The 25,595-nt window shown below is 74.3% G+C and carries 20 protein-coding genes; 10 read left to right on the forward strand and 10 right to left on the reverse strand.

What is annotated here, in order from left to right; translation table 11 throughout:
• Window positions 1–143: 143 nt before the first annotated feature.
• The 3 genes from HZS56_RS18665 to HZS56_RS18675 all read left to right on the forward strand — a co-directional run bounded on the left by HZS56_RS18665 (window position 144) and on the right by HZS56_RS18675 (window position 2,643).
• Complete coding sequence (locus HZS56_RS18665) at window positions 144–1,235, forward strand: AI-2E family transporter (protein ID WP_216721839.1); 1,092 nt, start codon at window positions 144–146, stop codon at window positions 1,233–1,235.
• A gap of 88 nt (window positions 1,236–1,323) precedes the next feature.
• Window positions 1,324–1,977: a maleylpyruvate isomerase N-terminal domain-containing protein gene (locus tag HZS56_RS18670; RefSeq protein ID WP_216721840.1), complete on the forward strand. Its 654-nt coding sequence runs from the start codon at window positions 1,324–1,326 to the stop codon at window positions 1,975–1,977.
• A gap of 207 nt (window positions 1,978–2,184) precedes the next feature.
• On the forward strand, window positions 2,185–2,643 hold the full coding sequence (locus HZS56_RS18675) for a cyclic nucleotide-binding domain-containing protein (protein ID WP_216721841.1): 459 nt from the start codon (window positions 2,185–2,187) through the stop codon (window positions 2,641–2,643).
• A 21-nt stretch (window positions 2,644–2,664) separates the two neighbouring features.
• Here the strand turns inward: HZS56_RS18675 and HZS56_RS18680 are convergent, their stop codons facing one another.
• A complete protein-coding gene (locus HZS56_RS18680; RefSeq protein WP_216721842.1) occupies window positions 2,665–4,389 on the reverse strand; it encodes a GAF domain-containing sensor histidine kinase in 1,725 nt (574 codons plus the stop codon).
• Window positions 4,390–4,517: 128 nt separating this feature from the next.
• Complete coding sequence (locus HZS56_RS18685; protein ID WP_216721843.1) at window positions 4,518–5,216, reverse strand: response regulator; 699 nt, start codon at window positions 5,214–5,216, stop codon at window positions 4,518–4,520.
• Between the two features lie 264 nt (window positions 5,217–5,480).
• Here HZS56_RS18685 and HZS56_RS18690 point away from each other — a divergent pair, with 264 nt between their 5' ends.
• Window positions 5,481–5,945, forward strand: a complete 465-nt coding sequence (locus tag HZS56_RS18690; protein WP_216721844.1) for a pyridoxamine 5'-phosphate oxidase family protein — start codon at window positions 5,481–5,483, stop codon at window positions 5,943–5,945.
• Between the two features lie 242 nt (window positions 5,946–6,187).
• Window positions 6,188–7,399: a globin domain-containing protein gene (locus HZS56_RS18695; RefSeq protein ID WP_216721845.1), complete on the forward strand. Its 1,212-nt coding sequence runs from the start codon at window positions 6,188–6,190 to the stop codon at window positions 7,397–7,399.
• Window positions 7,400–7,496: 97 nt separating this feature from the next.
• On the opposite strand, the gene HZS56_RS18700 is transcribed toward HZS56_RS18695, so the two are convergent.
• From HZS56_RS18700 to HZS56_RS18725, 6 genes are all read right to left on the reverse strand, one after another.
• Window positions 7,497–7,970, reverse strand: coding sequence for a hemerythrin domain-containing protein (locus tag HZS56_RS18700; protein WP_216721846.1), 474 nt, complete (start codon window positions 7,968–7,970; stop codon window positions 7,497–7,499).
• 87 nt (window positions 7,971–8,057) lie between these two features.
• Window positions 8,058–9,308 carry an MFS transporter gene (locus tag HZS56_RS18705; RefSeq protein ID WP_253914482.1) on the reverse strand — a complete coding sequence of 417 codons (1,251 nt, stop codon included), beginning with the start codon at window positions 9,306–9,308 and terminating at the stop codon, window positions 8,058–8,060.
• 87 nt (window positions 9,309–9,395) lie between these two features.
• Window positions 9,396–10,460: an Acg family FMN-binding oxidoreductase gene (locus tag HZS56_RS18710; RefSeq protein ID WP_216721847.1), complete on the reverse strand. Its 1,065-nt coding sequence runs from the start codon at window positions 10,458–10,460 to the stop codon at window positions 9,396–9,398.
• 298 nt (window positions 10,461–10,758) lie between these two features.
• Window positions 10,759–11,205, reverse strand: a complete 447-nt coding sequence (locus tag HZS56_RS18715; RefSeq protein ID WP_216721848.1) for a hypothetical protein — start codon at window positions 11,203–11,205, stop codon at window positions 10,759–10,761.
• A complete protein-coding gene (locus tag HZS56_RS38915) occupies window positions 11,205–13,943 on the reverse strand; it encodes a multicopper oxidase domain-containing protein (protein ID WP_216721849.1) in 2,739 nt (912 codons plus the stop codon). Before HZS56_RS38915 ends, HZS56_RS18715 begins: the two co-directional genes overlap by 1 nt.
• 1 nt (window position 13,944) lies before the next feature.
• Window positions 13,945–15,165 (reverse strand): TIGR04053 family radical SAM/SPASM domain-containing protein, encoded by a 1,221-nt coding sequence (locus HZS56_RS18725; RefSeq protein WP_216721850.1) that lies wholly within the window; start codon window positions 15,163–15,165, stop codon window positions 13,945–13,947.
• Window positions 15,166–15,553: 388 nt separating this feature from the next.
• Between HZS56_RS18725 and HZS56_RS18730 the strand changes: the two genes are divergently transcribed.
• The 5 genes from HZS56_RS18730 (at window position 15,554) to HZS56_RS18750 (ending at window position 23,038) form a co-directional block, all read left to right on the forward strand.
• On the forward strand, window positions 15,554–19,252 hold the full coding sequence (locus HZS56_RS18730) for a nitrate reductase subunit alpha (protein ID WP_216721851.1): 3,699 nt from the start codon (window positions 15,554–15,556) through the stop codon (window positions 19,250–19,252).
• 1 nt (window position 19,253) lies between these two features.
• Entirely contained in the window at window positions 19,254–20,804 is a 1,551-nt protein-coding gene (gene narH, locus HZS56_RS18735; protein WP_216721852.1) for a nitrate reductase subunit beta, read from the forward strand.
• Window positions 20,801–21,604 carry a nitrate reductase molybdenum cofactor assembly chaperone gene (gene narJ / locus HZS56_RS18740; protein ID WP_216721853.1) on the forward strand — a complete coding sequence of 268 codons (804 nt, stop codon included), beginning with the start codon at window positions 20,801–20,803 and terminating at the stop codon, window positions 21,602–21,604. The genes narH and narJ overlap by 4 nt, the downstream gene beginning before the upstream one ends.
• Window positions 21,601–22,362 carry a respiratory nitrate reductase subunit gamma gene (narI, locus tag HZS56_RS18745; RefSeq protein ID WP_216721854.1) on the forward strand — a complete coding sequence of 254 codons (762 nt, stop codon included), beginning with the start codon at window positions 21,601–21,603 and terminating at the stop codon, window positions 22,360–22,362. The genes narJ and narI overlap by 4 nt, the downstream gene beginning before the upstream one ends.
• 97 nt (window positions 22,363–22,459) lie before the next feature.
• Window positions 22,460–23,038 carry a TetR/AcrR family transcriptional regulator gene (locus tag HZS56_RS18750; RefSeq protein WP_216721855.1) on the forward strand — a complete coding sequence of 193 codons (579 nt, stop codon included), beginning with the start codon at window positions 22,460–22,462 and terminating at the stop codon, window positions 23,036–23,038.
• Window positions 23,039–23,074: 36 nt separating this feature from the next.
• Here the strand turns inward: HZS56_RS18750 and HZS56_RS18755 are convergent, their stop codons facing one another.
• Window positions 23,075–24,565, reverse strand: a complete 1,491-nt coding sequence (locus tag HZS56_RS18755) for a carboxylesterase/lipase family protein (RefSeq protein WP_216721856.1) — start codon at window positions 24,563–24,565, stop codon at window positions 23,075–23,077.
• A 20-nt stretch (window positions 24,566–24,585) separates the two neighbouring features.
• On the reverse strand, window positions 24,586–25,500 hold the full coding sequence (locus HZS56_RS18760) for an MBL fold metallo-hydrolase (RefSeq protein WP_216721857.1): 915 nt from the start codon (window positions 25,498–25,500) through the stop codon (window positions 24,586–24,588).
• Window positions 25,501–25,595: the final 95 nt, after the last annotated feature.

Below are 25,595 nucleotides of genomic sequence, written 5' to 3' on the forward strand. Positions count from 1 at the left end.
CGCGGCCGCGCCCCCCCCCCCCCGGGCCGGCCCCCGGCCCCCGCGCCGCCGCCCGCGCCCCCCCCCGGCCGGCGCGGCCCGCGGGCGGGGGGGGCCCCCCGGCGGCCCCCCCCCCCCCCGCACGTCCCCGTAGGGTGATCTCCATGTCTGCCGGATTGAGTGCCGCGAAGACCCGGACCGCGCTGCGCGCCACCGCGCGTCTTTCGGGCGAGCTGCTGCTGATACTCGTCATGCTCGCGGTGACCCTCTGGGTTCTGGGCCGTATGTGGCCGGTCGTGTGGCCGCTCGTGGTCGGCCTGCTCCTGACCACGCTGACCTGGCCCCCGGCCCGCTTCCTGCGCCGGCACGGCTGGCCCCCGGCACTGGCCGCCGCGGTGGTGACGCTAACGTTCCTCCTGGTCGTCCTGGGCATCGTGGCCCTGATCGCGGTGCCGATGTCCTCCGAGACCGACGAGTTGACGCACGGTGTGGTCGAGGGCATCCAGCGGTTGCGCGAGTGGGCGGCGGGGCCGCCGCTGAACATCGGCGACGACCAGATCAGCGGTGCGGTCGACTCGGCGGTGGCACGCGTCCAGGACAGTGTCGGCACCATCACCACCGCCGTGGCGTCGGGGGTGGGCTCGGTGGTCAACGGGCTGGTCACCGCCGTGCTGGGCGTCTTCCTGATGTTCTTCTTCCTCAAGGACGGACCCCGGTTCCTGCCGTGGCTCGCCCGCCAGTTGCCCGGCCGGCTGGCCACCGACGTCCCGGTCGTCGCCCTGCGCGGCTGGGAGACCCTGGGCGCCTTCGTCCGGTCGCAGGCTCTCGTCGGCATGATCGACGCCGTGTTCATCGGTCTGGGGCTGTGGATCCTGGGCGTGCCCCTCGTACTGCCCCTGGCGGTGCTGACGTTCGTGTCCGCGTTCGTGCCGATCGTGGGCGCCCTGTTCGCCGGCTTCGTGGCGGTGCTCATCGCCCTGGTGTCCAACGGTCTGACGGACGCGCTGATCGTGCTCGCGATCATCGTGGTGGTGCAGCAGCTGGAGGGGAACGTCTTCCAGCCCATCGTCCAGAGCCGCGGCCTCGGCCTGCACGCCGCGGTGATCCTGCTGGCGGTGACGCTGGGCGGCAGCCTGGCCGGGATCGTGGGCAGCCTGCTCGCCGTACCGGTCGCCGCGCTGATCGCCGTGGTCTGGAACTACGTGCGCGAGCAGCTGGTCGACCCTCCGGAGAAGTCCGCGCCCGCCGGCGGCTGAGCGCGGGCCCGCCCCCGCACGGGTGCTTCGGTCCCGCCCTCGCGAAATCCGGTCGCGGCAGGGCGGCCGCTGGTGTTGGCTGGCGGGCGTGGACCTCTTCTCCCGCTCCTGGTCGGCGTTGCGCGCCACGGTCGCCGGCCTCGGTGACGAGCATTTCGCACGGCCCTCCGGCTGCGCCGGCTGGCTCGTGCGGGATCTGGTGTGCCACCTGGTGGTCGATGCCCAGGACGTCCTGATCACCCTGGCCACACCGGCCGTCGCCGCGCCGACCCGGGACGCGGTGACCTACTGGCGGGTGGTCGAACCCCCGACGGGCGACGACCCGCTCGACGCACTGACCGTCCGCCTGGCGGCCGCGTACGAGCAGCCGTGGCTGCTGAGGTTCCACCTCGACGACGTCGGCTCCGCCGCCGGCCGTGCCGCCGCGCTCGCGGACCCCACGGGCCGGGTGAGCACGCAGGACCAGGTGCTCACGGTGGGCGACTACCTCGGCGCGTACGTCCTGGAGTGGACACTGCACCACCTCGATCTGGTCGCGTGCGTCCCAGGGGCGGCACGGCCCCCGGCCGAGGGGCTGGCGGCGGCACGCGAGCTGTTCGAGGGGGTCGTCGGGGCGGAGTTCCCCCGGTCGTTCCCGGACGAGGACGTCCTCCTGGTCGGCACCGGCCGGCGCCCGCCGGCCGACGCGGAGCGGGCGACGCTGGGCGACTTGGCCGCGCGACTGCCGTTCCCGGTCGGCTGACCCCGGTGCGGTGCGCACCGGAACGGGCGGAGTGAACCCCTTACCGGTGCGCGCCGCCTTACCGGGGCACGAACCGCTGCCGGGTCCGTTCGGGTCCTGCCGGGTCCGAACGGCCCGCTGCCGGGTCCGAACGGCCCCTGACACCGCGGGCCCGCGCGGCGGGACGCTCGCACCGACAGCCTCGCGGCATACGAAGGAGCCGGGACGATGACTTCCATCACCACCCTGTCCGCTGCCCTCCCGGGCGACCATCGCGAGCGACTCGTGCGGCTCGCCCGGGAAGTCTCCTTCGCGGAGGGCGTCCGGCTCTTCGAGGAGGGCCGGCGCGCGGAGCGGTTCTGGATCGTGCGGACGGGCACGGTCAGCCTCGACCTGCGCGTGCCGGGCCGCCGGGCCGCCGTCATCGAGACGCTGGGCCACGGCGAGCCGGTCGGCTGCTCCTGGCACTTCCCGCCGTACCGGTGGCAGTTGGGCGCCGAGACCACGACTCCGGTGCGGGCCTGGGAGTTCGACGCGGAATCCGTGCGTCGGACGTGCGCCCGCGACCCGGAGTTCGGCCGGGCGGTCGCCGTCTGGGTCGGCGGGGTGGTCGCCCACCGGCTGCACGCGGCCCGCATCCGGCTGCTCGACCTCTACGCGCCGCACGGCAGCGGCCGCCTGCTCTGACCCCGGCCCGAAGCTCCGGGCTCACCCCTCGTCCGGTACCGGGACGCACCAGACCAGGGAGGTGCCGCCGTCCGCCGGGCTGGTGAGCCGCAGTTCGCCGCCCAGCTGACCGGCGCGCTCCGCCAGGTTGCGCAGGCCGCTGCGGCGCCCGCCGGAGGGAACGCCGACGCCGTTGTCGGTGACGGTCAGCCGCACCTCGCGGCCGTCCGTCTCCAGGGCCACGGCCACCCGGTCGGCCCGCGCGTGCCGGGCCGCGTTGGTCAGCGCCTCGGACAGCACCGCGATCACGTGCTCGGCGATCCGGCCCGGCACCTCGGTGTCCAGCAGGCCCTCCATCCTGAGGCTGGGCGCGAAGCCCAGGACCGGGGCCGCCTCGCCGACGACCCGCACGGTGCGGCTGCGCAGTCCGGCACCGGCGGCGTCCCGCTCCCGGAGTCCGAAGATCGTCGACCTGATGATCTTTATGGTCTCGTCCAGGTCGTCCACCGCCCGGAGCACCCGCTCCGCCGCCGGGCCCTGCTCGATCAGGCGGCCGGCGCTCTGCAGGGTCATCCCGGTCGCGAACAGCCGCTGGATCGCCAGGTCGTGCAGGTCCCGCGCGATCCGGTCGCGGTCCTGGAGCACGGCGATCTGCTCGGCGTCCCGGCGCCGTTCCGCGAGTTCCATGGCGAGCGCGGCCTGCGCGGCGAACCCCTGCAGCGACTCCGTCTCCTTCTGCGTGAACACCGCTCCTCCCGCCCGGCGCACCAGCAGCACCACGCCCCGCACGCCTTCGCCGGCCGCGCCGAAGGGAACGGCCACCGCGGGTCCGAGCCCGGTGAACCGGGGTGCGTCGGCCGACACTCGCGTGTCCCGGGTGATGTCCGCGCTGCGCACGGGTGCGGCGGTGGCGAAGGCGAGGCCGGTGAGGCTCTTGTCGACGGCCAGGACCAGACCCTGGTGCTCCTCCGCGCCCTGTCCGGTGGCCAGTTCCACCACCAGCGAGTCCGTGTCGCGCATGGGCATCGTGAGTACGGCGAGGGCCGCGCCGGTGATCTCCCTGGCGCGCTCCGCGATCAGGCCGAGCGCCTCGCCCCGCTCACTGCCGGACATCAGGCTGCGGGTGATCTCGGCGTTCGCCCGCAGCCAGCGCTCCCGCAGCCGCGACTGCTCGTACAGGCGGGCGTTGTCGATGGCGACGCCCGCCGCCACGGCCAGGGTCGACAGGACCGACTCGTCCTCCTCGTCGAAGTGGGCCCCGCCGCGCTTCTCGGTCAGGTAGAGGTTGCCGAAGACCTGGTCCCGGACCCGGATGGGAACCCCGAGGAAGGTGTTCATCGGCGGGTGGTGCGGCGGGAAGCCGTACGAGGAGACGTGCTCGGAGAGCCTGGGCAGCCGCAGGGGCTCGGGGTGGCGGATGAGTTCGCCGAGGATGCCGTGGCCCTCGGGGAGGGGCCCGATGCGCGCGATCTGTTCCTCGCCGACACCGACCGTGTGGAAGGCCGACAGCCGTTTCCCGTCGGGGCCGATCACGCCGAGGGCCGCGTACCGGGCGTCGACGAGGGCTGCGGCCGCCTCCACGATGCTGTGCAGCACGTGCTCCAGGTCCAGCTCCCGGCCCACCGAGAGCACCGCCTCGAGGAGGCTGTGCACCCGGTCGCGGGTGCCCCGGGCGGCGTCCAGCCGGGCCTGGAGTTCCTCCAGCAGCTCGTCCAGCCGCAGCTGCGGCAGGCGTACCCGGGCTTCCGCCTCGTCGGGGCTGTCCACGGATGCTCCTCCAGGTCCCGCCGGCGCGCCGGCGGCCGGCGCCCCGGTCACATACACGGTAGCGGGCCCCGTCCGCGCCGTGCGCCCGAGGGGCACCGCCCGGCGTCCGGGCGCCCCCGCCCTCCGCTTCAGCGTCCTTCGCGGCGGAGCCGGTCCTGTGCCTGGGTCGCGATCACCGCGGCCTGGATGCGGCGTTCGACGCCCAGTTTGGCCAGCAGCCGGGAGATGTGGTTCTTGACCGTCTTCTCGGCGAGATAGAGCCGCTGTCCGATCTGGCGATTGGTCAGGCCCTCACCGATCAGGGCGAGGATCTCCCGTTCACGGTCGGTCAGGCCCGGCAGGGGGTCCGACGCCTCCTCCTGCTGTCCGGCCTGTTCGCCGCGCAGTCTGGCCATCAGCCGGGTCGCCGCGCTCGGGTCGAGCAGGGACTGTCCGGCAGCGACCGTCCGCACGGCGTTGACGAGGTCGGAGCCCTGGATCTGCTTGAGCACGTACCCGGCCGCACCCGCCATGACGGAGTCCAGCAGGGCCTCCTCGTCGTCGAACGAGGTCAGCATGAGACAGGCCAGCTCCGGCATCCGGGAACGCAGCTCCCGGCAGACGCCCACCCCGTCGCCGTCGGGCAGGCGTACGTCGAGCACCGCCACGTGGGGACGCAGGGCGGGCACCCTGACGAGGGCCTGCTCGGCGGTGCCCGCCTCGCCCACGACGGCGATGCCGGGCTCGCCGTCGAGCAGGTCGCGCACGCCGCGCCGTACGACCTCGTGGTCGTCCAGCAGGAAGACCCGTATCGGGCTCCCGGGGCCGGGCCGCTCGGTGTCCGCCATCGCATACTCCTGTCCGCGCTCGTGCGGCGAGCCGCTCCCCGGCGGCTCCCCCACGAAGATCCTCCTGCGCCCGGGGCCGAAGGACCAGGGCCGGTCGGCCCGGTTTCCCCCGCTCTCGCGCGCGAGCGGCCCGCGGCAGCCGGGCGGCGGTGTTCCGGGGGCCGAACGGCCCTAGCACACGGCTCGCCGGCGGCGCTCCAATGAACCGGCAGCACCCCCGCCGAACAGGCCCCCGCCATTCCGCGCCCCCGACGAAAGCCTGCCATGACCCGCGAGACCGTCTCCTCGACTCCGGTGGCACCGCGCCGCAGCACCGAGCTGGGCGGCGATGAGGCGCTCGCCCTTCTGGGGAGCGTCTCCCTGGGACGGGTCGTCTTCACCCGGCACGCACTGCCGACGATCCGTCCGGTCAACCACGTGATGGACCGCGGCCACATCGTCATCCGCACCCACGAGGGCGCGGCCCTGACCTCCCGCACGCAGCGGGCCGGTGATCCCGGTGTCGTGGTCGCCTACGAGGCCGACGCGATCGACCCGGACACGCACCTCGGGTGGAGCGTCGTGGTGACCGGCTACGCGCGGCCGGTCACCGACCCGGCGGAACTCACGCGCTACCAGGCCCTGTTGCGCCCCTGGGTCGACCGCAGGATGGACTACGCGATCCGCATCGTCCCGGACCTGATCACCGGCATCAGGCTCACCCAGGCACCGCCGCCCGCCGGGACATGACTCTCCGGAACCCTCCCGGGCCGCGGCACAGGGCCGGGTGGAGGCCTCCCTCCGGGACCTTGAGCCCCGGCGGGGGCGGCCGGGCCGGGGACCAACGGCCCTGTTCCGCCCTCCGTTGGTCCCCCGTCGGCCGCGAACGGCACATCGGAGCCGGAACGCGGGCCGCGTGCTGCTACACAAGGACGCACCGCCGCATCAAGTGCCGCGGTCCTTCAACTCCCCCATCCCCTACGGGAGGTTCCATGCTGTCCGCAGAGTCCGCGTCCGTGGTGCGGGCCACGCTGCCCGCCGTGGCCGGAGCGCTCGACGAGATCACCTCGCGCTTCTACGGGACGATGTTCCACGACCGGCCGGAACTGCTCGACGGGCTGTTCAACCGGGGCAACCAGGCGAGCGGTGCCCAGCGAAGGGCGCTGGCCGGTTCGATCGCCGCGTTCGCGGGCGCGCTGCTCGACCACCCGGACACCCGTCCGGACGCCCTGCTGGAGCGCATCGCGCACAAGCACGTCTCCGTCGGGGTCACCGACGACCAGTACACGATCGTGCACAAGTACCTCTTCGCCGCGATCGCCGACGTCCTGGGCGACGCGGTCACCGCGGAGGTGGCGGCCGCCTGGGACGAGGTGTACTGGCTGATGGCCGGCGCGCTGATCGGCCAGGAGGCACGCCTCTACCACGAGGCGGGGCTGCGTCCGGGCGTGATCTGGCGGCAGTGGAAGGTGGTCGAGCGCCGCACGGAGACGCCGGACGTGGTGTCCTTCGTGATCCGCCCCGCCGACGGCGCGCCGGCCCCGCGCGCACGGGCCGGCCAGTACGTCGGTGTGCGGCTGCTGATGGCCGACGGGATGCACCAGGTGCGTCAGTACAGCCTTTCCTCGGCCCCCGGCGGCGAACTCCGCCGGATCACCGTCAAACGTGTCGCCGGCACGGACGGGGCGCCGGACGGCGAGGTGTCCAACCTGCTCTTCGACGACGTCTGCCGGGGCGACGAACTGACCCTGTCGTCCCCCGCGGGCGACGTCGTCCTCGACGACACCGACGGGGCCGCGCCACTCGTGCTGGTCTCCGCGGGCATCGGCTGCACACCCCTGACCGGGATGCTGGCCCACCTGGCGGCCGAGGAGTCCGCCCGGCCGGTCCTGGTCCTGCACGCCGACCGGTCCCCCGCCGAGCACGCCCTGCGCGCCGAGACCCGCGAACTGGTCGAGCGGCTGCCGGACGCCCGGGCGGTGTTCTGGTACGAGCGGCCCGGCCCGGAGGAACCGGCGGCGCGCAGCGGCCTGATGGACCTCACCGGCCTGGAACTGCCCGCCGGTGCCGCGGTGTTCCTGTGCGGGGCGCTGCCGTTCATGCGCGGCGTACGCACCCAGTTGCTCGCCGCGGGCGTCCCGGCCCGCCGCATCCGGTACGAGGTGTTCGGCCCCGATCTCTGGCTGGCGGACGCCACGGGCTGACACCGGGCCCTCCTCCGCTCCTGCCCTTCGGGGACCGGCCCGGAGGGCAGGAGCGAGGACCCGGGTGGCGGGCGGAGGCGGGCATGGCGCCTCCCTGTCACCTGCCCGGTCCCGGCAGGGCGCTGCCCACCCGGGCGCGTACGGTCTCGACGGCCTCCCACTGTTCGGTGGTCAGGGTGGCCAGTGCGGCCGGAAACACCCCGTCCTGTTCCTTGAGGATGTGCTCACGCAGCTGGGCGAGGGTGTCCAGCAGCCGGCCGGGCCAGGCCGGGTCGGCCGGAACGCGGTCGGCCGCCTCGGCGAGTACGGCCTCGATCCGGCGGTGTTCCGCCTCCAGAGCGGCGATCCGGTCCGGGAACTCGACGGCCATCGCCGGGAACAGACCGCGCTCCTCCACCTGGGTGTGCGGCGCCAGGACGGCGGCGATGTCCCGGGCCAGTGCGGCCGTGGCGGCGCCGTCGCCCGCCTTCAGAGCCGCGCGCACGCGGCTGATGAGAGCCACCACCGCCTCGTGCTCGCGGGTGAGTTCGTCGATCGAGGTCAGCGACTGGCAGCCGCAGTACTCGCACATGGGGCCTCCGGGCGGCGGATGGAACCTGTGAACGGTGAACGGTGAACGGTGAGCAGTGAACGGCGGGCCGGGCCGGGCCGGGCGGTCCTATTCGGCGGGTGCGGCGCCGCCCGGGACGGTCCGGCGCAGGCTGGTGGCGGTGTAGGCCAGCGCCGCCGCCGCGACGGCCCCGAGGAGCACGAGCCCCAGCGCGTAGGAGCCGTAGGTCCCGTAGAGGGACCCCATCACCAGCGGGGGCACGAAGCCCCCGAGACCGCCCGCGGCGCCGACCACGCCGGTGACCGAGCCGACCTTGTTCGCCGGTGCGAGCAGCGCCACCAGGGCGAACACGGCGCCGCTGCCGGCGCCCAGCGAGACGGCCAGCGACAGGAACGCGATGGTGCCTACGGGCGTCAGCGGCGGCGTCGAGGACTGGGCGAGGGCCGCCGCCAGCACCACCACGAGGGTGCCGGTCACCACCCGGACCGGCCCGACGCGGTCGGACAGCCAGCCGCCGACCGGCCGCATCACCACCGCGAGCAGCACGAACCCCGCCATGCGGTTCGCCGCGTCGGCCTGGGCGAGGCCGTAGCCGGTCTTCAGGTAGGTGGGCAGGTAGACGGAGAAGGCCACATAGCCTCCGAAGGCCACCGCGTACAGCGCCGACGCCTGCCAGGTCGTGCCCAGCCGCACGGTCGCGGCCAGCCGGTGGGCGAGCGGCGCGGACGGCACGGCGCGGACGGGGGCGTCCCTGAGCAGTACCGCCGCCACGACCGCGTAGACCGCGAGCGCCGCCGCGGTGATCAGGAACGGGGTGGCCGTGCCGTGCGCGTCCACGAGCTTCACGGTGGTCAGGGCGCTGATCGCCGTACCGCCCATGCCGGTGCCGAAGACACCGATGGCCAGACCGCGGCGCTCGGGCGGGAACCACGCGTTGACGAAGGGCACGCCGACGGCGAAGGAGGTGCCGCCGACGCCCAGGAGGAACCCGCCGGCCAGCAGCGCCGCCAGCGAGGAGTGGCCGACCAGGCCCAGCTGGAGTACCGGCACGATGGTGACGGCCGACACGAGCGGGAACATGATCCGCCCGCCGAACCGGTCCGTCAGCGCGCCCACCGGGATCCGGCCGAGTGAGCCGACCACGACGGGCACCGCCACCAGCAGCGACTGCTCGAACGACGTCAGGCCGAGGCTCTCCTTGAAACGGGGGCCGAGCGGGCTGAGCAGGGCCCACGCCCAGAAGTTCACGGCGAAGCCGGCCGTGGCCAGGCCCAGCATCGCCCAGGCCCGGCCGGGCACGGACGCGCCCGTGTGCCCCGGCGGCGAAGTGTCCTGCTGCTCGCTCAGTCGCTGGACCATGCGTTCGTCCTCTTCCCTCACGGTGGTCGGCGCGCCCCGGCCCGGTCCGCCGGGGGGCCTGATCGGCCGTGCGCCGGATTCTCGTGATCACTGTCGCGTCGTCCGGCGTCCCGGCGGCATGGGCCGGGAGTCCCGTTCCGCGGCCGGAGGGTCCCCGGGCGGAGGGCCGGGGGTCCCGGGGGCGGCGCGCGGAGTACGGCCGCCCTCCGGTCCGTAGCCGAACCGGATCAGCAGCTGCGGGTGGTGGCGCCGGCGTGATCCGCTCATCGCCGCCCTGAGGTCCGGCCACTCCATCGCCTGGTGCAGCATCGAGGTGCGCACGCCGTGCGCGGTGGCGGTGAGCAGCACGCGTTGAAGGGCCTGTCCGGCCCGCAGCCAGTCCTGACGCCGGTCGTGCGAGGTCCACAACAGGGCGACCTGGACGTGCCGTTCGAACCGCACGGCCGGCCGCCCGAGTGCGGGCAGGGGCGCGGCGAAGTCCCGCATCGGCAGGCGCTCCGAGAGATCCTGGGGCCCCAGGGCGGTCACGGGGACGCCGTACTCGGCACCGGCTCCCGGTGCGGTGACCCAGGCCCGGGACTCCGCGGTGCGTTCGGCGCTGGCGGCGTTGCGGGCCTCGGCGGCCCCGGTCAGCCGCAGCAGCGCACGGGTGGCCACGATGCCGGGGACGTCCAGGTGCGCGCCCTCGGCCCGGGCGGCGTCGGTCAGCTCGGCCACCACGTGGTCGGGCACCGGCCGCCCGGTGAAGGGCATGCGGCTGGTGTGCCGGCGCTCGACGGCTTCGTACAGGCGGCCCAGCCACTGCCGTTCACCGGCTGTCGGCTGCTGCGACTGCTGTGGCTCGGACAGCCGTACGGTGGCCAGCAGGCCCGGGTCGTCCCCCGGCGGGAGCAGTGTGACGGCCGGGGTCCAGCCCAGGTGGGCGGCGGCCACGCGGAGGTTGAGGACGGCGGCGCCCACCGACAGGTGCTGGGCGCGCCGTTCGGGGTCGGTGGCCGTGAGCCACCGCTCGCGGTCGGCCCGTACCTGGAGGGTCCGGCTGTCCGTGTCCACGCCGAACCGCCACGGTTGGGTGTTGTGTACGGAGGGCGCCGCCACGGCCGCGGCGAGCAGGGTCTGAACGGCTGTGGCGTCGACTTCCCGGGTCTGCATGGCGGCTCCTTCGCGAACGGTCTGCCGTGGTGCCCACCCTGCGTCCCGGTGCGGCCCTCGCGGAGGGGTGAACGGTCCCCGGCGGTGGCCCGGGTGGCCCTGCCGCCTGGACCACCCGGCTCGTGCGGCCACCGGAGGGGGAGCACGGGTGCGGCGGGTCCCGGCGGGCCCGGTCCGGCGGCGCGACGACCTGGACCAGCGGCTCCGCCCCGCGTCCGCCCCGCGTCCGCCCCGCGTTCGCCCCGCGTCCGCCTACCCTGCTCTGCCCTGCCCTGCCCTGCCCTGCCACCAAGGAATGTCAGGTCGCGGGCAGTGCGGTGGCGAGCAGGACGACGCCGAGCGAGGCCACGAGCGACACCACGGCCAGGGCGCGGGCCAGTGCCGGGCGGCCCTTGGCGTGGGCGGCGCCGTGACCGGCCGCGGCCAGCATCACCAGGGCGAACAGGCCCAGTTTGGCCGCCAGTGTGCGGCCGTACCCCGGTTCGGCGAGGGACGCCCACGTGACGCCCTTGTGCCAGCCGAGGGCCCAGCCGGTGCCCACCTGGGCGGGCAGGAACAGCACACCGGTGAGCAGCCCGAAGCGGCGGCCGACCTGTGCCGTGAGGAGGTCCTTCGCCCCGGGGGCGAGCAGGTGGCGGGCGAGCGGCAGGACCACGAGTGTGAGGGCCAGTTGGCCGCCGACCCACAGGGCGGCTCCGGCCACGTGCACGAACCGCACGACCGACCACCACCCGACGGCGTCCACTACTCGCTCACCTCCACCGTGCCGCGCGCCCCGGCCCCGGCACGGCGCATGTCGTGGTCGACGAAGGAGTAGTGCCCCGCCTCGGGGAACACGGTCTCGACGTAACCGCCCTGCGCCGGGGCCAGGTCGAGGACCTGTGAGCCGCCCGGGTCGTCCGGTCTCAGCAGGGGGACGCCCTCCTTGTACACCGTGTCGAAGACGGCGCCGACGACGTGGAAGGCAACCGGGTCGACGGGCCCCGCGGCCACCACCCAGAACCTGACCCGGTCGCCGGCCCGGACGCGCAGCGGCCGCTCGGTGTACTGGCCGGCGACGCCGTTGAAGGCCCAGGCGTCCGGCGCGTGCCGGCGCATCTTCGCCACCTGCGCCGCGCTGCCGGGCGTACCGAGGTACAGCTCGGAGGAGACCAGGACGTACTCGTGGTCGACCTGCGTCAGGCCGGGCGGGTCGACGACGACCGCGCCGTACATGCCGTTGGCCATGTGCTGGAGCATCGGCGCGGTGCTGCAGTGGTAGAGCCACGCCCCGGCCCGCTCGGCGCGGAAGCGGTACCGGAGGCGTTCGCCGGGTTCGAGGGTGCGCATGGCACGGTCGGGCGCGAGGGAGCCGGCGTGGAAGTCGATGCCGTGGCCCATGGTGTCGTCGTTGACGAGGGTGATGTCGAAGACGTCTCCGACCCGGCCGCGCAGGGTGGGGCCGGGGGCGGTGCCTCCGAAGGTCCACATCTCCTGGGTGACGGAGGGGGCCACCTCGGCCCGGGTGCGGCCGGCGCGCAGTTCGACCCGGTGGACCGTGCCGCCGGGGGCCGGGGCGAGGCCGGCGGAGCGGGGCCGCCAGTCCGCGGAGAACTCGGCGCCCGCGTCGGGGCCGTCGGCCGTGTGGCCGTCGTGCCCGGTCACTTCCACCGTGGCGTCCTCGTCCTGCTCCGTGCCGTCCTGCTCCGTGCCGTCCCGCTTCGAACCGGTCGTCGCGCTCACGTCGATGTCCAGGGTCATTCCGGCGGCCCGGTGTCCCGGCAGGGTGCAGTGCGCCGTGCGGTCGCCGGTGACCCGCCCGAGGTCGAGGGTGTGGCTCTCGCCGGTGGCGAGCATGGGCGTGGCCGGGCCGCCGCCGGCCACCCTGAGGTCGTGGCGTCGGCTGTCGCCGTTGGTGACCCTCAGCCGCAGGGCCGTACCGGCAACGATCTCGATCCGGCTCGGGCGGACCCGCAGCTCCTCCAGGGTCACGGCGACGGTGCGGGTGGCACCGGTGCCCGTCCCGCCGGCTCCCGCGGCGGCGGGCGGTGGGTCCGGCCGTGCGCCGCTGTTGGCCAGAAGGATGCCGAGCAGCACCAGCGCCGTGCCCGCGGCGGTGCCCCACAGCACTGGCCGCCGGGCGGCCCGGCGTGCCCGGGAGCCGGGCTCCCGCGCGCCGCCCTCCCGCAGCCGCGCCCGGCTCGCGCGGACGAGCACCGGCACCGCCAGGACGACGAACCCGGCGCCCGCGGCGAGGGCCGCCACGGTGCCGACCGCGCCGAGGGGAGCGGGCAGTGGCAGGACCGCGGCGGCGACTCCGGCGTTCAGGAGCGCCAGCCGCCAGGGCCAGCCCCACTCCAGAACGGCCCGCAGCGCGCCGCGCTCCCCCGGGCCGTGGGCCAGCACGACCGGCAGCAGATAGGTCAGGGCGCCGGCCAGGACCTGGGCCACGAACCCGACGAGCAGCACCGCCCCCAGCGATCCCGCGTCGTCCCGCACCTCGTCCGGCGGACGCACGCAGAGGAGGACCAGGTCCACCACGACGGCGACGCACAGCCAGCCCGTGGCGGCGGCCAGCATCCCCGCGGCGGCCGACGAGACCGGGCGCCGGACGCGCACCGTCCGGGCGAAGAGCACGGCCGCGAGGCCCACCCCGGCCGCGTATCCCGCGATCCCGGCGACGGCACCCGGACGCCATCCCGCCACCAGCGCCGTGACCGCGACCAGCAGACCGGTGACGGTGAGCGCGAGCACGCGGCGCGCCACCCGGGTGGTGGGGCCGGACATCCGCACGCCCAGCACGGTGGGCCAGAGCATGAACAGGGTGCCCAGCACGGGCAGACCGATCCAGCCGAGCAGGGTCACGTGCACGTGGGCCGACCGCAGTCCGGCGTACCAGCGCGGCCCGGCCACGCCGGTGGCCAGCAGCCAGCCCAGCACCGCGCCCGCGATCAGGGCCCCGGCGGCCGCGCGGTAGAAGCCGACGACCGGGGCGAGCCGTCCGCCCAGCGCGCCCCTGCCCAGCCGGACCAGTGTCACCAGGTGGGCGCCGACCGCGGTGACCAGCAGCAGGCACGCCGCGCCGGTCAGGACGGGCCGGTCCGCCCACACCCCGGCCAGGATCCCGGCGGCGGCGGCGTTGACCCCCGCGATGCGGGCGTCGCTGCCCCACCGGGCGGGCGCGCGGGCGTGCAGCAGGGCGACGGCGAAGTGCTCGCTCCACACGAGGACCGCGGTGGTGGCGGCGCCCAGGAGGAAGAGGTGGACGGCCAGCCAGCGGGCCACGGGCAGTTCGTCGCGCCCGGCGGCCGCCACGATCGCCGGCAGCAGCCAGGCCACGACGAGGAGGTGCGCGGTCAGGTGCCGGGCACGCGGCCGCTCGGAGACGGCACTGCCGGACGCCGGACGGCCGGCCAGGACGGTGCGGTCGGCGCGGTCGGTGCGGTCCATTGGGTCGGTACGGTCGGCACGGTCGGTCGCTTCTTCCTCGGGGTTCTTCGCCACGTCACTCCCCGCCGCTCGTGGCGGCGCTGCTTCGGCCGGCCAGCAGCGCGGCCAGTTCACTCTGGCGGGGAAAGGAGCCGGGTACGTAGCCGCACCAGGGCTCCTCGGCGTACGGATCGCCGGTCGCCCCGTAGGCGCGCGAGCGCGAACCGCCGCAGACCCGCCGGAACTCGCACCGCCCGCACCGCCCGCCCAGCCGGTCGGTGTCGCGCAGCCCGGTGAAGAGCCGCGAGCCGCGGTAGATCTCGGGCAGGGGCGTGCGGCGGACGTTCCCGGCGTCCAGCGGAAGGAATCCGCTGGGGTGCACGGTGCCGGTGTGGGAGACGAAGACGAAGCCGCGCCCGGCGTTGACGTCCAGCGGGGGTCGGCGCACCCGCCGTTCGCCCTCCCGCAGTCCCAGGGTGTCGGCACGCTCGGTCAACTCCCGGTACAGCGGCCCGAGTCCGAGCGTGGCCACGGGGTCGTCGCCGGTGCGCGCGAGGATCTGCCGTTGCAGGGCGACCCGGCGGAAGTGGTGGGCCTCCGTGGTCTTGGCGGGCACGGTGCGGCCCATGTCGTACACGAAGTTGAGGACGTCCTCGACCTCGGCGGCGGTGAGCGGGTCCAGTCGGCGCCCGCGTCCGGTGGGGACGAGGAAGAAGGCGCTCCACAGCATCGCTCCGTGGTCGGCGACCAGCCGGACGATGTCGGGCAGGTCGCGCAGGTTGTGCCGGGTGACGGTGGTGTTGATCTGGACCTTCATGCCGAGGGCCCGTGCGGTGTCCCAGGCGTCGAGGGTCCAGTCGTACACGCCCGGCACACCCCTGAAGGAGTCGTGGAGCGCGGGGGTGGAACCGTCCAGGCTGAGCGAGAGGCCCACCGCGCCCGCGGCGCGCACGGCCCGCAGCCGTTCCCCGGTGAGGGTGGGGGTGCCGGAGGGGGAGACGGCGACCCTGACCCCGATCTCCTTGCCGTGGGCGATGAGGTCCGTGAGGTCGGGCCGCTGGAACGGGTCCCCGCCGGTGATCACGAACAGCGGTGCGGGGTGCCCGAACTCGGCCACCTGGCGAAGCAGCCGGCGCGCGGCCGACGTGTCGAGCTCCCTCGGGTCGCGGTCGGGAAGGGCCTCGGCCCGGCAGTGCCGGCAGGCCAGCGGGCAGGCCCGGGTGGACTCCCAGATGACGATGAACGGCCGTTGTGCCGCGTCGTGCCGTTGGCGGCGGATCGCACGGGCGGTGCTCATCGCGGGCCTTCCTGTTCGTGTGCGTCGGGTGCATCGGGTGCATCGGGTGCGTCATGTGGTCGGACGCGTCATGTGATCGCGTCCGGCCGTGGTGGACGGCCGGACGCGTGACCGATCGGGCGTACGCCCCGGCGCTTCCCGGGCAGCACGGCCGGGGACGGGGGATTTTCAGCGGCCGGCATGCCGCGGGGGCACCGGACCGATGGGCGCCGCTCGTTCGATCGCAGTCAGCCTGCACCCTCGGCCCGGCCTGGAGCCCGCGCCGACCGGCCCCGTTCGCAGGGCCGTTGGTCCCTGTGCGGGCCGCCGGAACGGGGCCGGACGCCGCCCGGCGGGGACCCGCCGGGCCCCGGGTGCGCACCGCCCGCGCCGTCTAGCGTTCCGAGCCATGGAGAACGATCGCAAGGGGCGGCCCCGCCAGTCGGGCGTCGTGGAGAAGTGGCCGCTGGCGGCCCGCAGGCTGCTGACGCGCCGGGAGGTGTCGGCCGACGGGCGGGCGGTGTTCGGCGAGGGCGACGGGCGCTGGGAGGGCTTCTACCGCGACCGCTGGGCGCACGACAGGGTGGTGCGCTCCACCCACGGCGTCAACTGCACCGGGTCCTGCTCGTGGATGGTGTACGTCAAGGACGGCATCATCACCTGGGAGCACCAGGCCACGGACTATCCCTCCATCGGCGCGGACTGCCCCGAGTACGAGCCCCGCGGCTGCCCGCGCGGGGCGTCGTTCTCCTGGTACACCTACTCCCCCGGCCGGGTCCGGTACCCGTATGTCCGGGGCGAGTTGCTGAAGCTGTGGCGCGAGGCACGCAGGCGGCTGGGCGACCCGGTGGCGGCCTGGGCGGAGATCACCGGCGATCCGGCGAAGGCCCGGGCGTACAAGCGGGCCCGCGGCAAGGGCGGTCTGGTGCGGGCGGACTGGGACGAGGTGAACGAGCTGGTCGCCGCCGCGCACGTGCACACCGTGAAGGCGTACGGCCCCGACCGGGTGGCGGGCTTCTCCCCGATCCCGGCGATGTCGATGGCGTCCTTCGCGGCGGGTTCGCGCTTCATGTCGCTGATCGGCGGCACGCTGCTGTCGTTCTACGACTGGTACGCGGACCTTCCGGTGGCCTCGCCGCAGGTCTTCGGCGACCAGACGGACGTGCCGGAGGCGGCCGACTGGTGGAACGCGGGCTACCTGGTGATGTGGGGTTCCAACATTCCGGTGACCCGCACACCGGACGCCCACTTCCTCACCGAGACCCGCTACAACGGCACCAAGGTCGTCGCGGTCTCGCCCGACTACGCGGACAACGTGAAGTTCGCCGACGAGTGGCTGGCCCCGCACCCGGGCACCGACGGGGCGCTGGCGATGGCGATGGGGCACGTGATCCTGCGCGAGTTCCTCGTCGAGCGCGAGGTGCCGTACTTCCGGGACTACCTGCGCACCTACACGGACGCCCCGTTCCTGGTGACCCTGCGCGAGGGCGGCCACGGGCTCGTCCCGGACGGCTTCCTCACCGCGGCCGACCTCGGCAGCGACGAGGAGCACGCGGATGCCAAGACGGTGCTCCTGGACCGGGCGACCGGTGAGGCGGTGGTCCCCGCCGGCTCGCTCGGCTTCCGGTGGGAGGAGGCCGGGCGGGGCCGTTGGAACCTCGATCTCGAAGGCGTGGAGCCCGAGTTGAGCCTGCTGGAGACGGCGGAGAAGACGGTGGAGGTGGCCCTGCCCCGGTTCGACGAGGGGGCCGGCGAGGGTGGTTCCGTCATGGTGCGCGGGGTGCCGGTGCGGCGTGTCGGCGGCCGGACGGTCACCACCGTCTTCGACCTGATGCTGGCCCAGTACGGGGTGGCCCGGCCCGGCCTCCCGGGCGACTGGCCCGCCTCGTACGAGGACGCGGACCGGCCGTACACGCCGGCCTGGCAGGAGACGATCACCTCCGTGCCGGCCGCGCAGGCGGCCCGGATCGCCCGTGAGTTCGCGCGCAACGCCGAGCGGACCGGGGGCCGTTCGATGATCGCGATGGGAGCGGGGACCAATCACTGGTTCCACTCCGACACCATCTACCGCGCCTTCCTGGCCCTGACGACCATGACCGGCTGCCAGGGCGTGAACGGCGGCGGCTGGGCGCACTACGTCGGCCAGGAGAAGGTCCGCCCGCTGACCGGCTTCCAGCACCTGGCCTTCGCCTTCGACTGGCAGCGGCCCACGCGGCACATGGCGGGCACGTCGTACTGGTACCTCAACACCGACCAGTGGCGCTACGAGGCCTTCGGGCCCGAGGAGTTGGCGTCCCCGCTGGGCGAGGACCGGTTCCGGGGCAAGGCGTTCGCCGACTGCCTGGCGCAGGCCGTGCGGCTGGGCTGGACGCCGGGGCACCCCGGATTCGACCGCAATCCGCTGGACCTGGCCGACGAGGCGGCCGCGGCGGGCCGTCCGGTCGCCGATCACGTCGTGGACGAACTGAAAGCCGGACGGCTGCGCTTCGCGGTCGAGGACCCGGACGACCCGGCCAGCTTCCCCCGGGTACTCACCGTGTGGCGGGCGAACCTGCTGGGTTCCTCCGGCAAGGGCAACGAGTACTTCCTGCGTCACCTCCTGGGTACCGACGCCGCCGTCCGCTCGGCCGAGACGCCGCCGCAGCAGCGGCCCGAGGAGGTGGTGTGGCGCGACGAGGCGCCGGAGGGCAAGCTCGACCTGCTGGTCACGATGGACTTCCGGATGACCTCCACCGGGCTGCTGGCCGACGTGGTGCTGCCCGCGGCGACCTGGTACGAGAAGGACGACCTGTCCAGTACGGACATGCACCCCTTCGTGCACGCCTTCACCCCGGCCATCGCCCCGCCCTGGCAGTCGCGCACCGACTACGACACGTTCCTGGGCATCGCCGACCGGTTCAGCGAGCTGGCCGCGGAGCACCTCGGCACCCGTACCGACGTGCTCGCCGTGCCGCTGCAGCACGACACGCCGGACGAACTCGCCCAGCCGGGCGGGGTGGTGCGGGACTGGAGGTCCGGCGAGTGCGAACCGGTGCCGGGCCGCACCATGCCCCGGCTCGCGGTCGTCGAGCGGGACTACGCGGCCGTGGCGCAGAAGATGCGCGCCGTCGGCCCGCTCCTGGACACCCTCGGCACGACCACCAAGGGCGTCACCGTCCACCCGGGCCCGGAGATCGAGGAGTTGCGGCACCGCTGCGGCACCGTGCGCGAGGGCGTCGGTGCCGGACGTCCCTCCCTGGCCACGGCGACCCACATGTGCGAGGCGATCCTGGCGCTGTCCGGCACCACCAACGGGCGGCTGGCCACGGAGGGGTTCCGGGAGCTGGAGCGGCAGACCGGCAGGGAGGGCCTGGCGGAACTGGCCGCCGAACGCGAGGCGGAGCGCATCAGCTTCGCCGACACCCGCACCCAGCCCCGGCCGGTGATCACGTCGTACGAGTGGTCGGGGTCGGAGACGGGCGGGCGCCGCTACTCGCCGTTCGTCATCAACGTCGAGCACCGGAAGCCCTGGCACACCCTCACCGGCCGCCAGCACTTCTTCGTCCAGCACGACTGGATGGCCGAGCTGGGCGAGCAGCTCCCGGTCTACCGGCCGCCGTTGAACGCGCTGAGGCACTACGGCGACGAGCACCTGCACGAGGACGGCCGGGCGGAGGTCACCGTGCGCTATCTGACCCCGCACTCCAAGTGGTCCATCCACTCCAACTACCAGGACAACAAGTACATGCTCGACCTGTCCCGGGGCGGCCCGGCGATCTGGATGTCCACGGCGGACGCCGGCAGGATCGGCGTCCGGGACAACGAGTGGGTCGAGGCCTACAACCGCAACGGCGTCGTGGCGGCCCGCGCGGTGGTCACCCACCGGATGCCCGAGGGCACGGTGTACATGTACCACGCCCAGGACCGGACGGTGAACGTGCCGAGGACCGAGGTCACCGGCAGGCGCGGCGGCATGCACAACTCGCTGACCCGGCTGCTGGTCAAGCCCACCCACCTGGCGGGCGGTCACGCCCAGCTCACCTACGCCTTCAACTACTACGGGCCGACCGGCAACCAGCGCGACGAGGTCACCGTCCTGCGCCGCCGCGGCCAGCGAGTGGAGTACTGACATGCGCGTCCTCGCGCAGATCGCGATGGTGATGAACCTCGACAAGTGCATCGGGTGCCACACCTGTTCGGTGACCTGCAAGCAGACCTGGACCAACCGGACCGGCGTCGAGTACGCCTGGTTCAACAACGTGGAGACCAAGCCGGGCATCGGCTTTCCCCGCCGCTACGAGGACCAGGAGCGGTGGAGGGGCGGCTGGACGCTGGACCGCAGGGGACGGCTGATGCTGCGGTCCGGCGGCCGGGTCAGGCGGCTGCTGTCGCTGTTCTCCAACCCGCACCTGCCGGCCCTGGAGGACTACTACGAGCCCGTCACCTACGACTACGACAACCTGCTGAGCGCCCCCGCGGGGCCGGACCTGCCGGTCGCCCGGCCGCGTTCGGTGCTGACCGGCCGGCCCACCGCCATCACCTGGGGCGCCAACTGGGAGGACGGTCTCGGCGGTGCGCCCGAGCACGCGGGCGGCGACCCGAACCTGAGCGGCGAGTGGGCCGAGAAGGTCCGCTTCGAGTTCGAGCAGACCTTCCTCTTCCACCTCCCCCGGCTCTGCGAGCACTGCCTCAACCCGGCGTGCGTGTCGGCCTGTCCGTCCGGCGCGATGTACAAGCGGGCCGAGGACGGCATCGTCCTGGTCGACCAGGACCGCTGCCGCGGCTGGCGGATGTGCGTGACGGCGTGCCCGTACAAGAAGGTGTACGTCAACCACGCCACCGGCAAGGCCGAGAAGTGCACGTTCTGCTTCCCCCGCATCGAGGCGGGGCAGCCGACGGTCTGCTCGGAGACGTGCGTGGGCCGGCTGCGCTACCTGGGCCTGCTGCTGTACGACGCCGACCGGGTGGGCGAGGCGGCGGCGACGCCGGACGAACAGGACCTGCTGGACGCCCAGCGCGGCGTCTTCCTGGACCCGCGCGACCCCGACGTGATCGCGGTGGCACGGGAGTCGGGCATCCCCGGGGACTGGCTGGAGGCGGCCCGCCGCTCGCCCGTGTACGACCTGGTCGCGCGGTACAGGGTGGCGCTGCCCCTGCATCCGGAGTACCGCACCCTCCCGATGGTCTGGTACGTGCCACCGCTGTCCCCCGTCCTGGACGCCGTCGGCGCGGCCGGCGGCGACCAGGACGACCCGGACCACGTGTTCGCGGCGGTCACCCGGCTGCGCATCCCGCTGGAGTACCTGGCGAGCCTGTTCACGGCCGGCGACACGGACGTCGTGGGCGGGGTCCTGATGAAACTCACGGCGCTGCGCTCGTACATGCGCGCCGTCTCGCTCGGCGACGCGGCCGACGAAGCCGACGGGACGGCCCTGCGCGCGGTCGGGCTGGACGACGCCGAGGCCCGGGACCTGCACCGGCTGCTCGCCGTGGCGAAGTACACCGACCGCTACGTGGTACCGGCCGCGCACAAGGAGGACGCGGCCGCGCTGACCGCCGTGGAGAGCGGCTGCCCCGTGGAGTCCGCGGGCGGCCTGTCCGGGGCCGGTCCGTCCGCCGGAGGCCGGGTCTCGCTCGGTATGCCCACGCTGCGCCGCACGTCGCCGGAAGGACACGCATGAGCCCGTTGCCCGCCACCGTCCCCGCGATCATCCGCACCCGCGTCCGCGCGGCCGTCCGGCGCCGCGCGCTGCCGTCGCCCCGGGAGGCGGAGCACCGCGCGCTGCTGCTGCGGCTGCTGTCGCTGCTCATGCAGTACCCGGACGCGGAACTGACGGCGGAGCGGCCACGGCTGGCGTCCGCCGTCGCCGGCCTGCCCCCGTCGCGCGCCGCGTCGGAACTGGGCGCGTTCATGGACTGGTTCACCGCCCAGGACTCAGACGCGGCGGCCCGCCACTACGTCGAGACGTTCGACCTGCGCCGCAGGAGCAGCCTCTACCTCACCTACTACCTGCACGGCGACACCCGGCGCCGGGGCATGGCCCTGCTGACCCTGGCCCGGCGCTACCGGGCCGCCGGCTGGGACGCCGACGGCGCGGAGCTGCCCGACCACCTGCCGGTCGTGCTCGAGTTCGCCGCGCTCGCCGGTCCCGGCACGGGTGAGGCACCGCTGCGGCTGCACCGGCGCGGTCTGGAACTCATCCACCACGCGCTGGCGGAGGCCCGCTCGCCCTACCGGCACGTCCTGTCGGCGCTGCTGAGTCTGCTCCCGCCGGCGTCCGGGGCGGACCGGGCGGCCGTCGCGAAACTGGCCGCCGAGGGGCCGCCCGGCGAGGAGGTCGGTCTGGACCCCTACGGGGAAGGCGGGTTCGCCCCGCCCGGCACCTTCGCCCCGCCCGGCGCCTTCGTGCCGCCGCTGCCCGCCCCACCGACCCGGGTCGCGCCCGCCACGGTCACCCCGCACCAGGAAGGCCGCCGATGAACACCGGCACCTCGTCCCTGGCACCGGCCTCCGTGGGCGGCGCCGGTCTCCTCCTGTGGGTGGCAGTCCCCTACGCCTGCCTGGCCGTCTTCGTGGCCGGGCACGTGTGGCGCTACCGGCAGGACCAGTTCGGCTGGACGTCGCGCACCAGCCAGCTGCTGGAACACCGGTGGCTGCGCTGGGGCAGCCCCCTGTTCCACCTGGGCACGTTCATGGTGATCGCCGGGCACGTGGTGGGGCTGGCCGTGCCCGCCTCGTGGACCCGGGCCGTGGGCGTCGACGAGCACCTGTACCACGCGGCCGCCGTGTGGGCCGGTTCGGCGGCGGGCGCCGCCATGGTCGCGGGGCTCGGCATGCTGTGCGCCCGGCGGCTGCTGACGAGGCGGATCCGGCTGGGCACCGACCGCAGCGACAAGGTGCTGTTCCCGCTGCTGTCGCTCACCGTGCTGCTGGGCATCTGGGCCACCGCCGCCCACAACGTCCTCGGCGGCGGCTACGACTACCGGGAGACGGTGTCGGTCTGGTTCCGCGGTCTGTTCGCCCTCAGCCCGCGTCCCGAGGCGATCGCCGACGCGCCGCTGCTGTTCCGGCTGCACGCGCTGAGCGCCTGCCTGCTCTTCGCCGCCTGGCCGTTCACGCGGCTGGTGCACGTCTGGAGCGCACCGGTCGGCTACCTGGTCCGTCCGTACCTGGTCTACCGCCGCCGCACCCCGGCACCGGCCGCGCCGTGCCGCACGCGGAGCAGGAGCAGGAGCTAGTCGTCCGGTTCGCTCGATGCGACCGGTACGCAGCCGCAGAGGGGGCAGCCCCGCCGTCTGCGCATGACAGTGGCTGTCCTCGCGTAGGATTCGCGGCATGGGTCGATGGGAGCCGAACGCGCGCGGACGCCTGGAGCAGGCGGCGCTGGAGCTGTACGCGGAGCGCGGCTACGAGCAGACCACGGTCGCAGAGATCACCGGGGTCGCGGGGCTGACGGAGCGGACGTTCTTCCGGCACTTCGCCGACAAGCGGGAGGTCCTGTTCGCCGGCTCCGGCAGGCTGGAGGAGATCTGCGTACACGCCGTCGCGGGGGCGCCCGGGTCCGCGACGCCGATGGAGGCGGCCGCCGCCGCCCTCGACGCCGCGGCGGGCGTCTTCGAGGAGCGCGGTGACCTGGTGCTGCGGCGCCAGGGCGTCATCGACGCCAACGCCGAGCTGCGCGAACGGGAACTGATCAAGCTCGCGTCCCTCTCCGACGCGCTCGCCGCTGCGCTGTGCGACCGCGGCGTGGACGAACTGTCGGCGGGACTGACCGCCGAGGCCGCGGTCGCCGTGCTCAAGGTCGCCTTCCGGCGCTGGGTCGACGGGGGCCGGGAGCCGCGGCTGCGGCAGCTCCTCGCCGAGTGCTTCGCCGTACTGCGCACCGAGTCGGCCCGGGGCGCGGTGGCGCCCTGACAGGGGAGGCAGGGCCACCGCTCGGCGGCGCGCCGGTCAGCTCCAGGCCCGCAGTTCCGCCCCGTGGGGGTCGTCGACCGGCGTCCACTCCTCGGCGATGCGCATCGTGGCGCGGCGCCGGGTGTCGTAGCGGTCCCAGCCGGGGTCTCCGGTGCTCGCGAACCGGATCCAGGCGGCGTGCGTCCGTGCGGCGAGGCCGGGGGGCGGTGCGTCACGGCCGAGCAGGCCGCCCGGCCCGCGCAGTGCCGGCAGACCGGTGCGGTCGAAGACGAAGGGCAGTTCCATCGTGTGGGTGGCGCCGAGCTGCCCGTCCAGGGCGGTCGAGCGCCAGGCGAACTCGTAGGCGTACGTGGCCGATCCGGGGTGCGCGGCGTGCGCGTCGGCCAGGGCTCTGCTGCCGGCGCCGAAGAGCGCGTCTCCCATGACGGCGGAGCGCAGTTCTCCGTGGGACGCCTCCGGGCGGGCGGTGCGGTACGTCTCGATCAGCCGGGCCGGGTCCGGGTGCGACCGCCCGGCGACGGCCTCGACGTCGGCCGCCTCCGAACCGGCGTACCGGCCGGCCGGAGCCAGATAGAGGTTGCCCTCCTCGCTGTTGGTGCCGATCAGCAGGTCGACGCCGGCACCGGTGCCCTGGGCGACGGAGCCGGCGGGCTGGGTGCCGAGGACGAGGCTGAAGGGGCTGAGGCCGAGCAGCGGGTCGCGGTGGGACGCGGTCGCGAGGTCGATGCCCACCAGTTCGGCTGCCGTCGCGACCAGGCGCTCGTCCGGGACACCGGCGAGCGCGTCGGCACGCGGCGGGACACCCAGCGCCGCACACGCCGACTCCGTGACGCGGGCGGCCTGTTCGGGGGTGAACGCGCCCAGCCCGCTGCCGCTCTGGACGATCGCCCGGGAGAACAGCCCGGCGGTGTCGGGGGTGGCGAGCAGGCCGCCCACGAGCGTCGCGCCGGCCGACTGGCCGAAGAGCGTGACGCGGTCCGGGTCTCCCCCGAAGGCAGCGATGTTCTCCCGCACCCAGCGCAGCGCGGCGGCGACGTCGAGCAGTCCGCGGTTGGCGGGTGCTCCCGGAAGGTCGAGGAACCCGGCGATGCCCAGCCGGTAGTTCACGGTGACGAGGACCACGCCGTCGCGGGCGAAGGCGGAACCGTCGTACATCGGGGAGCGCGTCGAGCCGGAGGCGAACGCCCCGCCGTGGACGAAGACCATGACGGGCAGGCCGCCCCGAGTGGTCCCGGGCGTCCAGACGTTGGCGGTGAGGAAGTCGTCGCCGCGTACCCAGCCGGGGCCGAAGTAGGGGGACATGTCGACGCCGCCGAACCGGCGCTCGGGCTGCGGGGCGTTGGGGCCGGGCCGGGTGGCGTCCCGTGTCCCGTGCCAGGGGGCGTGCGGCCGGGGCGGTGCGAACCGGCCTGCGCCTCGCGGAGGGGCGGCGTAGGGGATGTTCAGGAAGACCGCGGTGCCGTCGGCCCGGCACAGGCCTCGTACGCTGCCCCGGTCCGTGGTGACGACGGGGTCGTGCTGATTCACTTCGGGTGCCTTTCCGGTGGTCAGTGCCGGGCGGGGTGCGGGGTGAAGGGCGCCCAGCCCTTGATGGCGAACTTGTCGGCGTCGCGGACCACTTCCGCCGCTCCGTGGCCGCCCAGGTGGGCGGGGAACAGGAGGGCGTTCTCGTCGGCGGCGCGGCCCAGGAGCCTGCGGCGGGTGGCGCGGGCGGCTGCGGGGTCCTCGCAGAAGCAGCTGTTGTGGTCGGGTTCGAGGATCTGGACCGGCGAGTGCAGCAGGTCTCCGACGAACAGCGCGCGGTCGGTTCCGCTGTCCAGGGTCAGCACGCTGGAACCGGGGGTGTGTCCGGGCGCCGCGTCCAGGCGCAGATTGGCGTCGATCCGGAGGCCGCCCTGCCAGAGTTCGGTGCGTCCGGCTCGGTGCACCGGCGCCACGCTGTCCTCGAACACGTTCTGGTTGCCCCGGCCGAGGAGCGGCACGTGGCCGTTCTCGGGGTTCCAGAAGTCGAAGTCGTCCTTCGGCATCAGGTAAGTGGCGTTCGGGAAGGTGGGCACCCAGTCCCGGCCGTCCAGGCGGGTGTTCCAGCCGACGTGGTCGACGTGCAGATGGGTGTTGATCACGAGGTCCACGTCCTCGGGTGCGACTCCGGCCCGGGACAGGTTCCCCAGGAAATCGGTGTCGAGGTGGTTCCAGACCGGCGAGTACGGTCGTTCCTTGTGATTGCCGACACCGGTGTCGACCAGGATGTTCCTGCCCTCGCTGTGCAACAGCCAGGTCTGGATGGCGCCGTGGACGACGTCGGCCCGGGAGTCGAGGAAATGCGGCTCGAGCCAGGGCCGGCCCTCCTCCCACACCTTTTCCGGTACGTCCGGGAAGAACGTCCGGGGTGCCATGTCCACCGACCCGAAGTATTCCCACACACGGGTGACGGTGACGTTCCCGAGTTCGATCCGTTCCATGTCGCTCCTTGCGGCTGCGGAGTTCTTCCGGTGCTCGGACACGACGCTATGGACGGCGCGGGGCGCGCGGTATCCGTCACATGACTGCACCCGCT

Source organism: Streptomyces mayonensis (assembly GCF_018982965.1).
GTDB lineage: Bacteria > Actinomycetota > Actinomycetes > Streptomycetales > Streptomycetaceae > Streptomyces > Streptomyces mayonensis.

Excerpts from the sequence above, each read along its gene's own strand:
- HZS56_RS18665 (WP_216721839.1), top strand. The coding sequence starts at position 144 with ATGTCTGCCGGATTGAGTGCCGCGAAGACCCGGACCGCGCTGCGCGCC.
- HZS56_RS18675 (WP_216721841.1), top strand. The coding sequence starts at position 2,185 with ATGACTTCCATCACCACCCTGTCCGCTGCCCTCCCGGGCGACCATCGC.
- HZS56_RS18685 (WP_216721843.1), bottom strand. The coding sequence starts at position 5,216 with ATGGCGGACACCGAGCGGCCCGGCCCCGGGAGCCCGATACGGGTCTTC.
- HZS56_RS18690 (WP_216721844.1), top strand. The coding sequence starts at position 5,481 with ATGACCCGCGAGACCGTCTCCTCGACTCCGGTGGCACCGCGCCGCAGC.
- HZS56_RS18695 (WP_216721845.1), top strand. The coding sequence starts at position 6,188 with ATGCTGTCCGCAGAGTCCGCGTCCGTGGTGCGGGCCACGCTGCCCGCC.
- HZS56_RS18700 (WP_216721846.1), bottom strand. The coding sequence starts at position 7,970 with ATGTGCGAGTACTGCGGCTGCCAGTCGCTGACCTCGATCGACGAACTC.
- HZS56_RS18705 (WP_253914482.1), bottom strand. The coding sequence starts at position 9,308 with ATGGTCCAGCGACTGAGCGAGCAGCAGGACACTTCGCCGCCGGGGCAC.
- HZS56_RS18710 (WP_216721847.1), bottom strand. The coding sequence starts at position 10,460 with ATGCAGACCCGGGAAGTCGACGCCACAGCCGTTCAGACCCTGCTCGCC.
- HZS56_RS18725 (WP_216721850.1), bottom strand. The coding sequence starts at position 15,165 with ATGAGCACCGCCCGTGCGATCCGCCGCCAACGGCACGACGCGGCACAA.
- HZS56_RS18730 (WP_216721851.1), top strand. The coding sequence starts at position 15,554 with ATGGAGAACGATCGCAAGGGGCGGCCCCGCCAGTCGGGCGTCGTGGAG.
- narH (WP_216721852.1), top strand. The coding sequence starts at position 19,254 with ATGCGCGTCCTCGCGCAGATCGCGATGGTGATGAACCTCGACAAGTGC.
- narJ (WP_216721853.1), top strand. The coding sequence starts at position 20,801 with ATGAGCCCGTTGCCCGCCACCGTCCCCGCGATCATCCGCACCCGCGTC.
- narI (WP_216721854.1), top strand. The coding sequence starts at position 21,601 with ATGAACACCGGCACCTCGTCCCTGGCACCGGCCTCCGTGGGCGGCGCC.
- HZS56_RS18750 (WP_216721855.1), top strand. The coding sequence starts at position 22,460 with ATGGGTCGATGGGAGCCGAACGCGCGCGGACGCCTGGAGCAGGCGGCG.
- HZS56_RS18760 (WP_216721857.1), bottom strand. The coding sequence starts at position 25,500 with ATGGAACGGATCGAACTCGGGAACGTCACCGTCACCCGTGTGTGGGAA.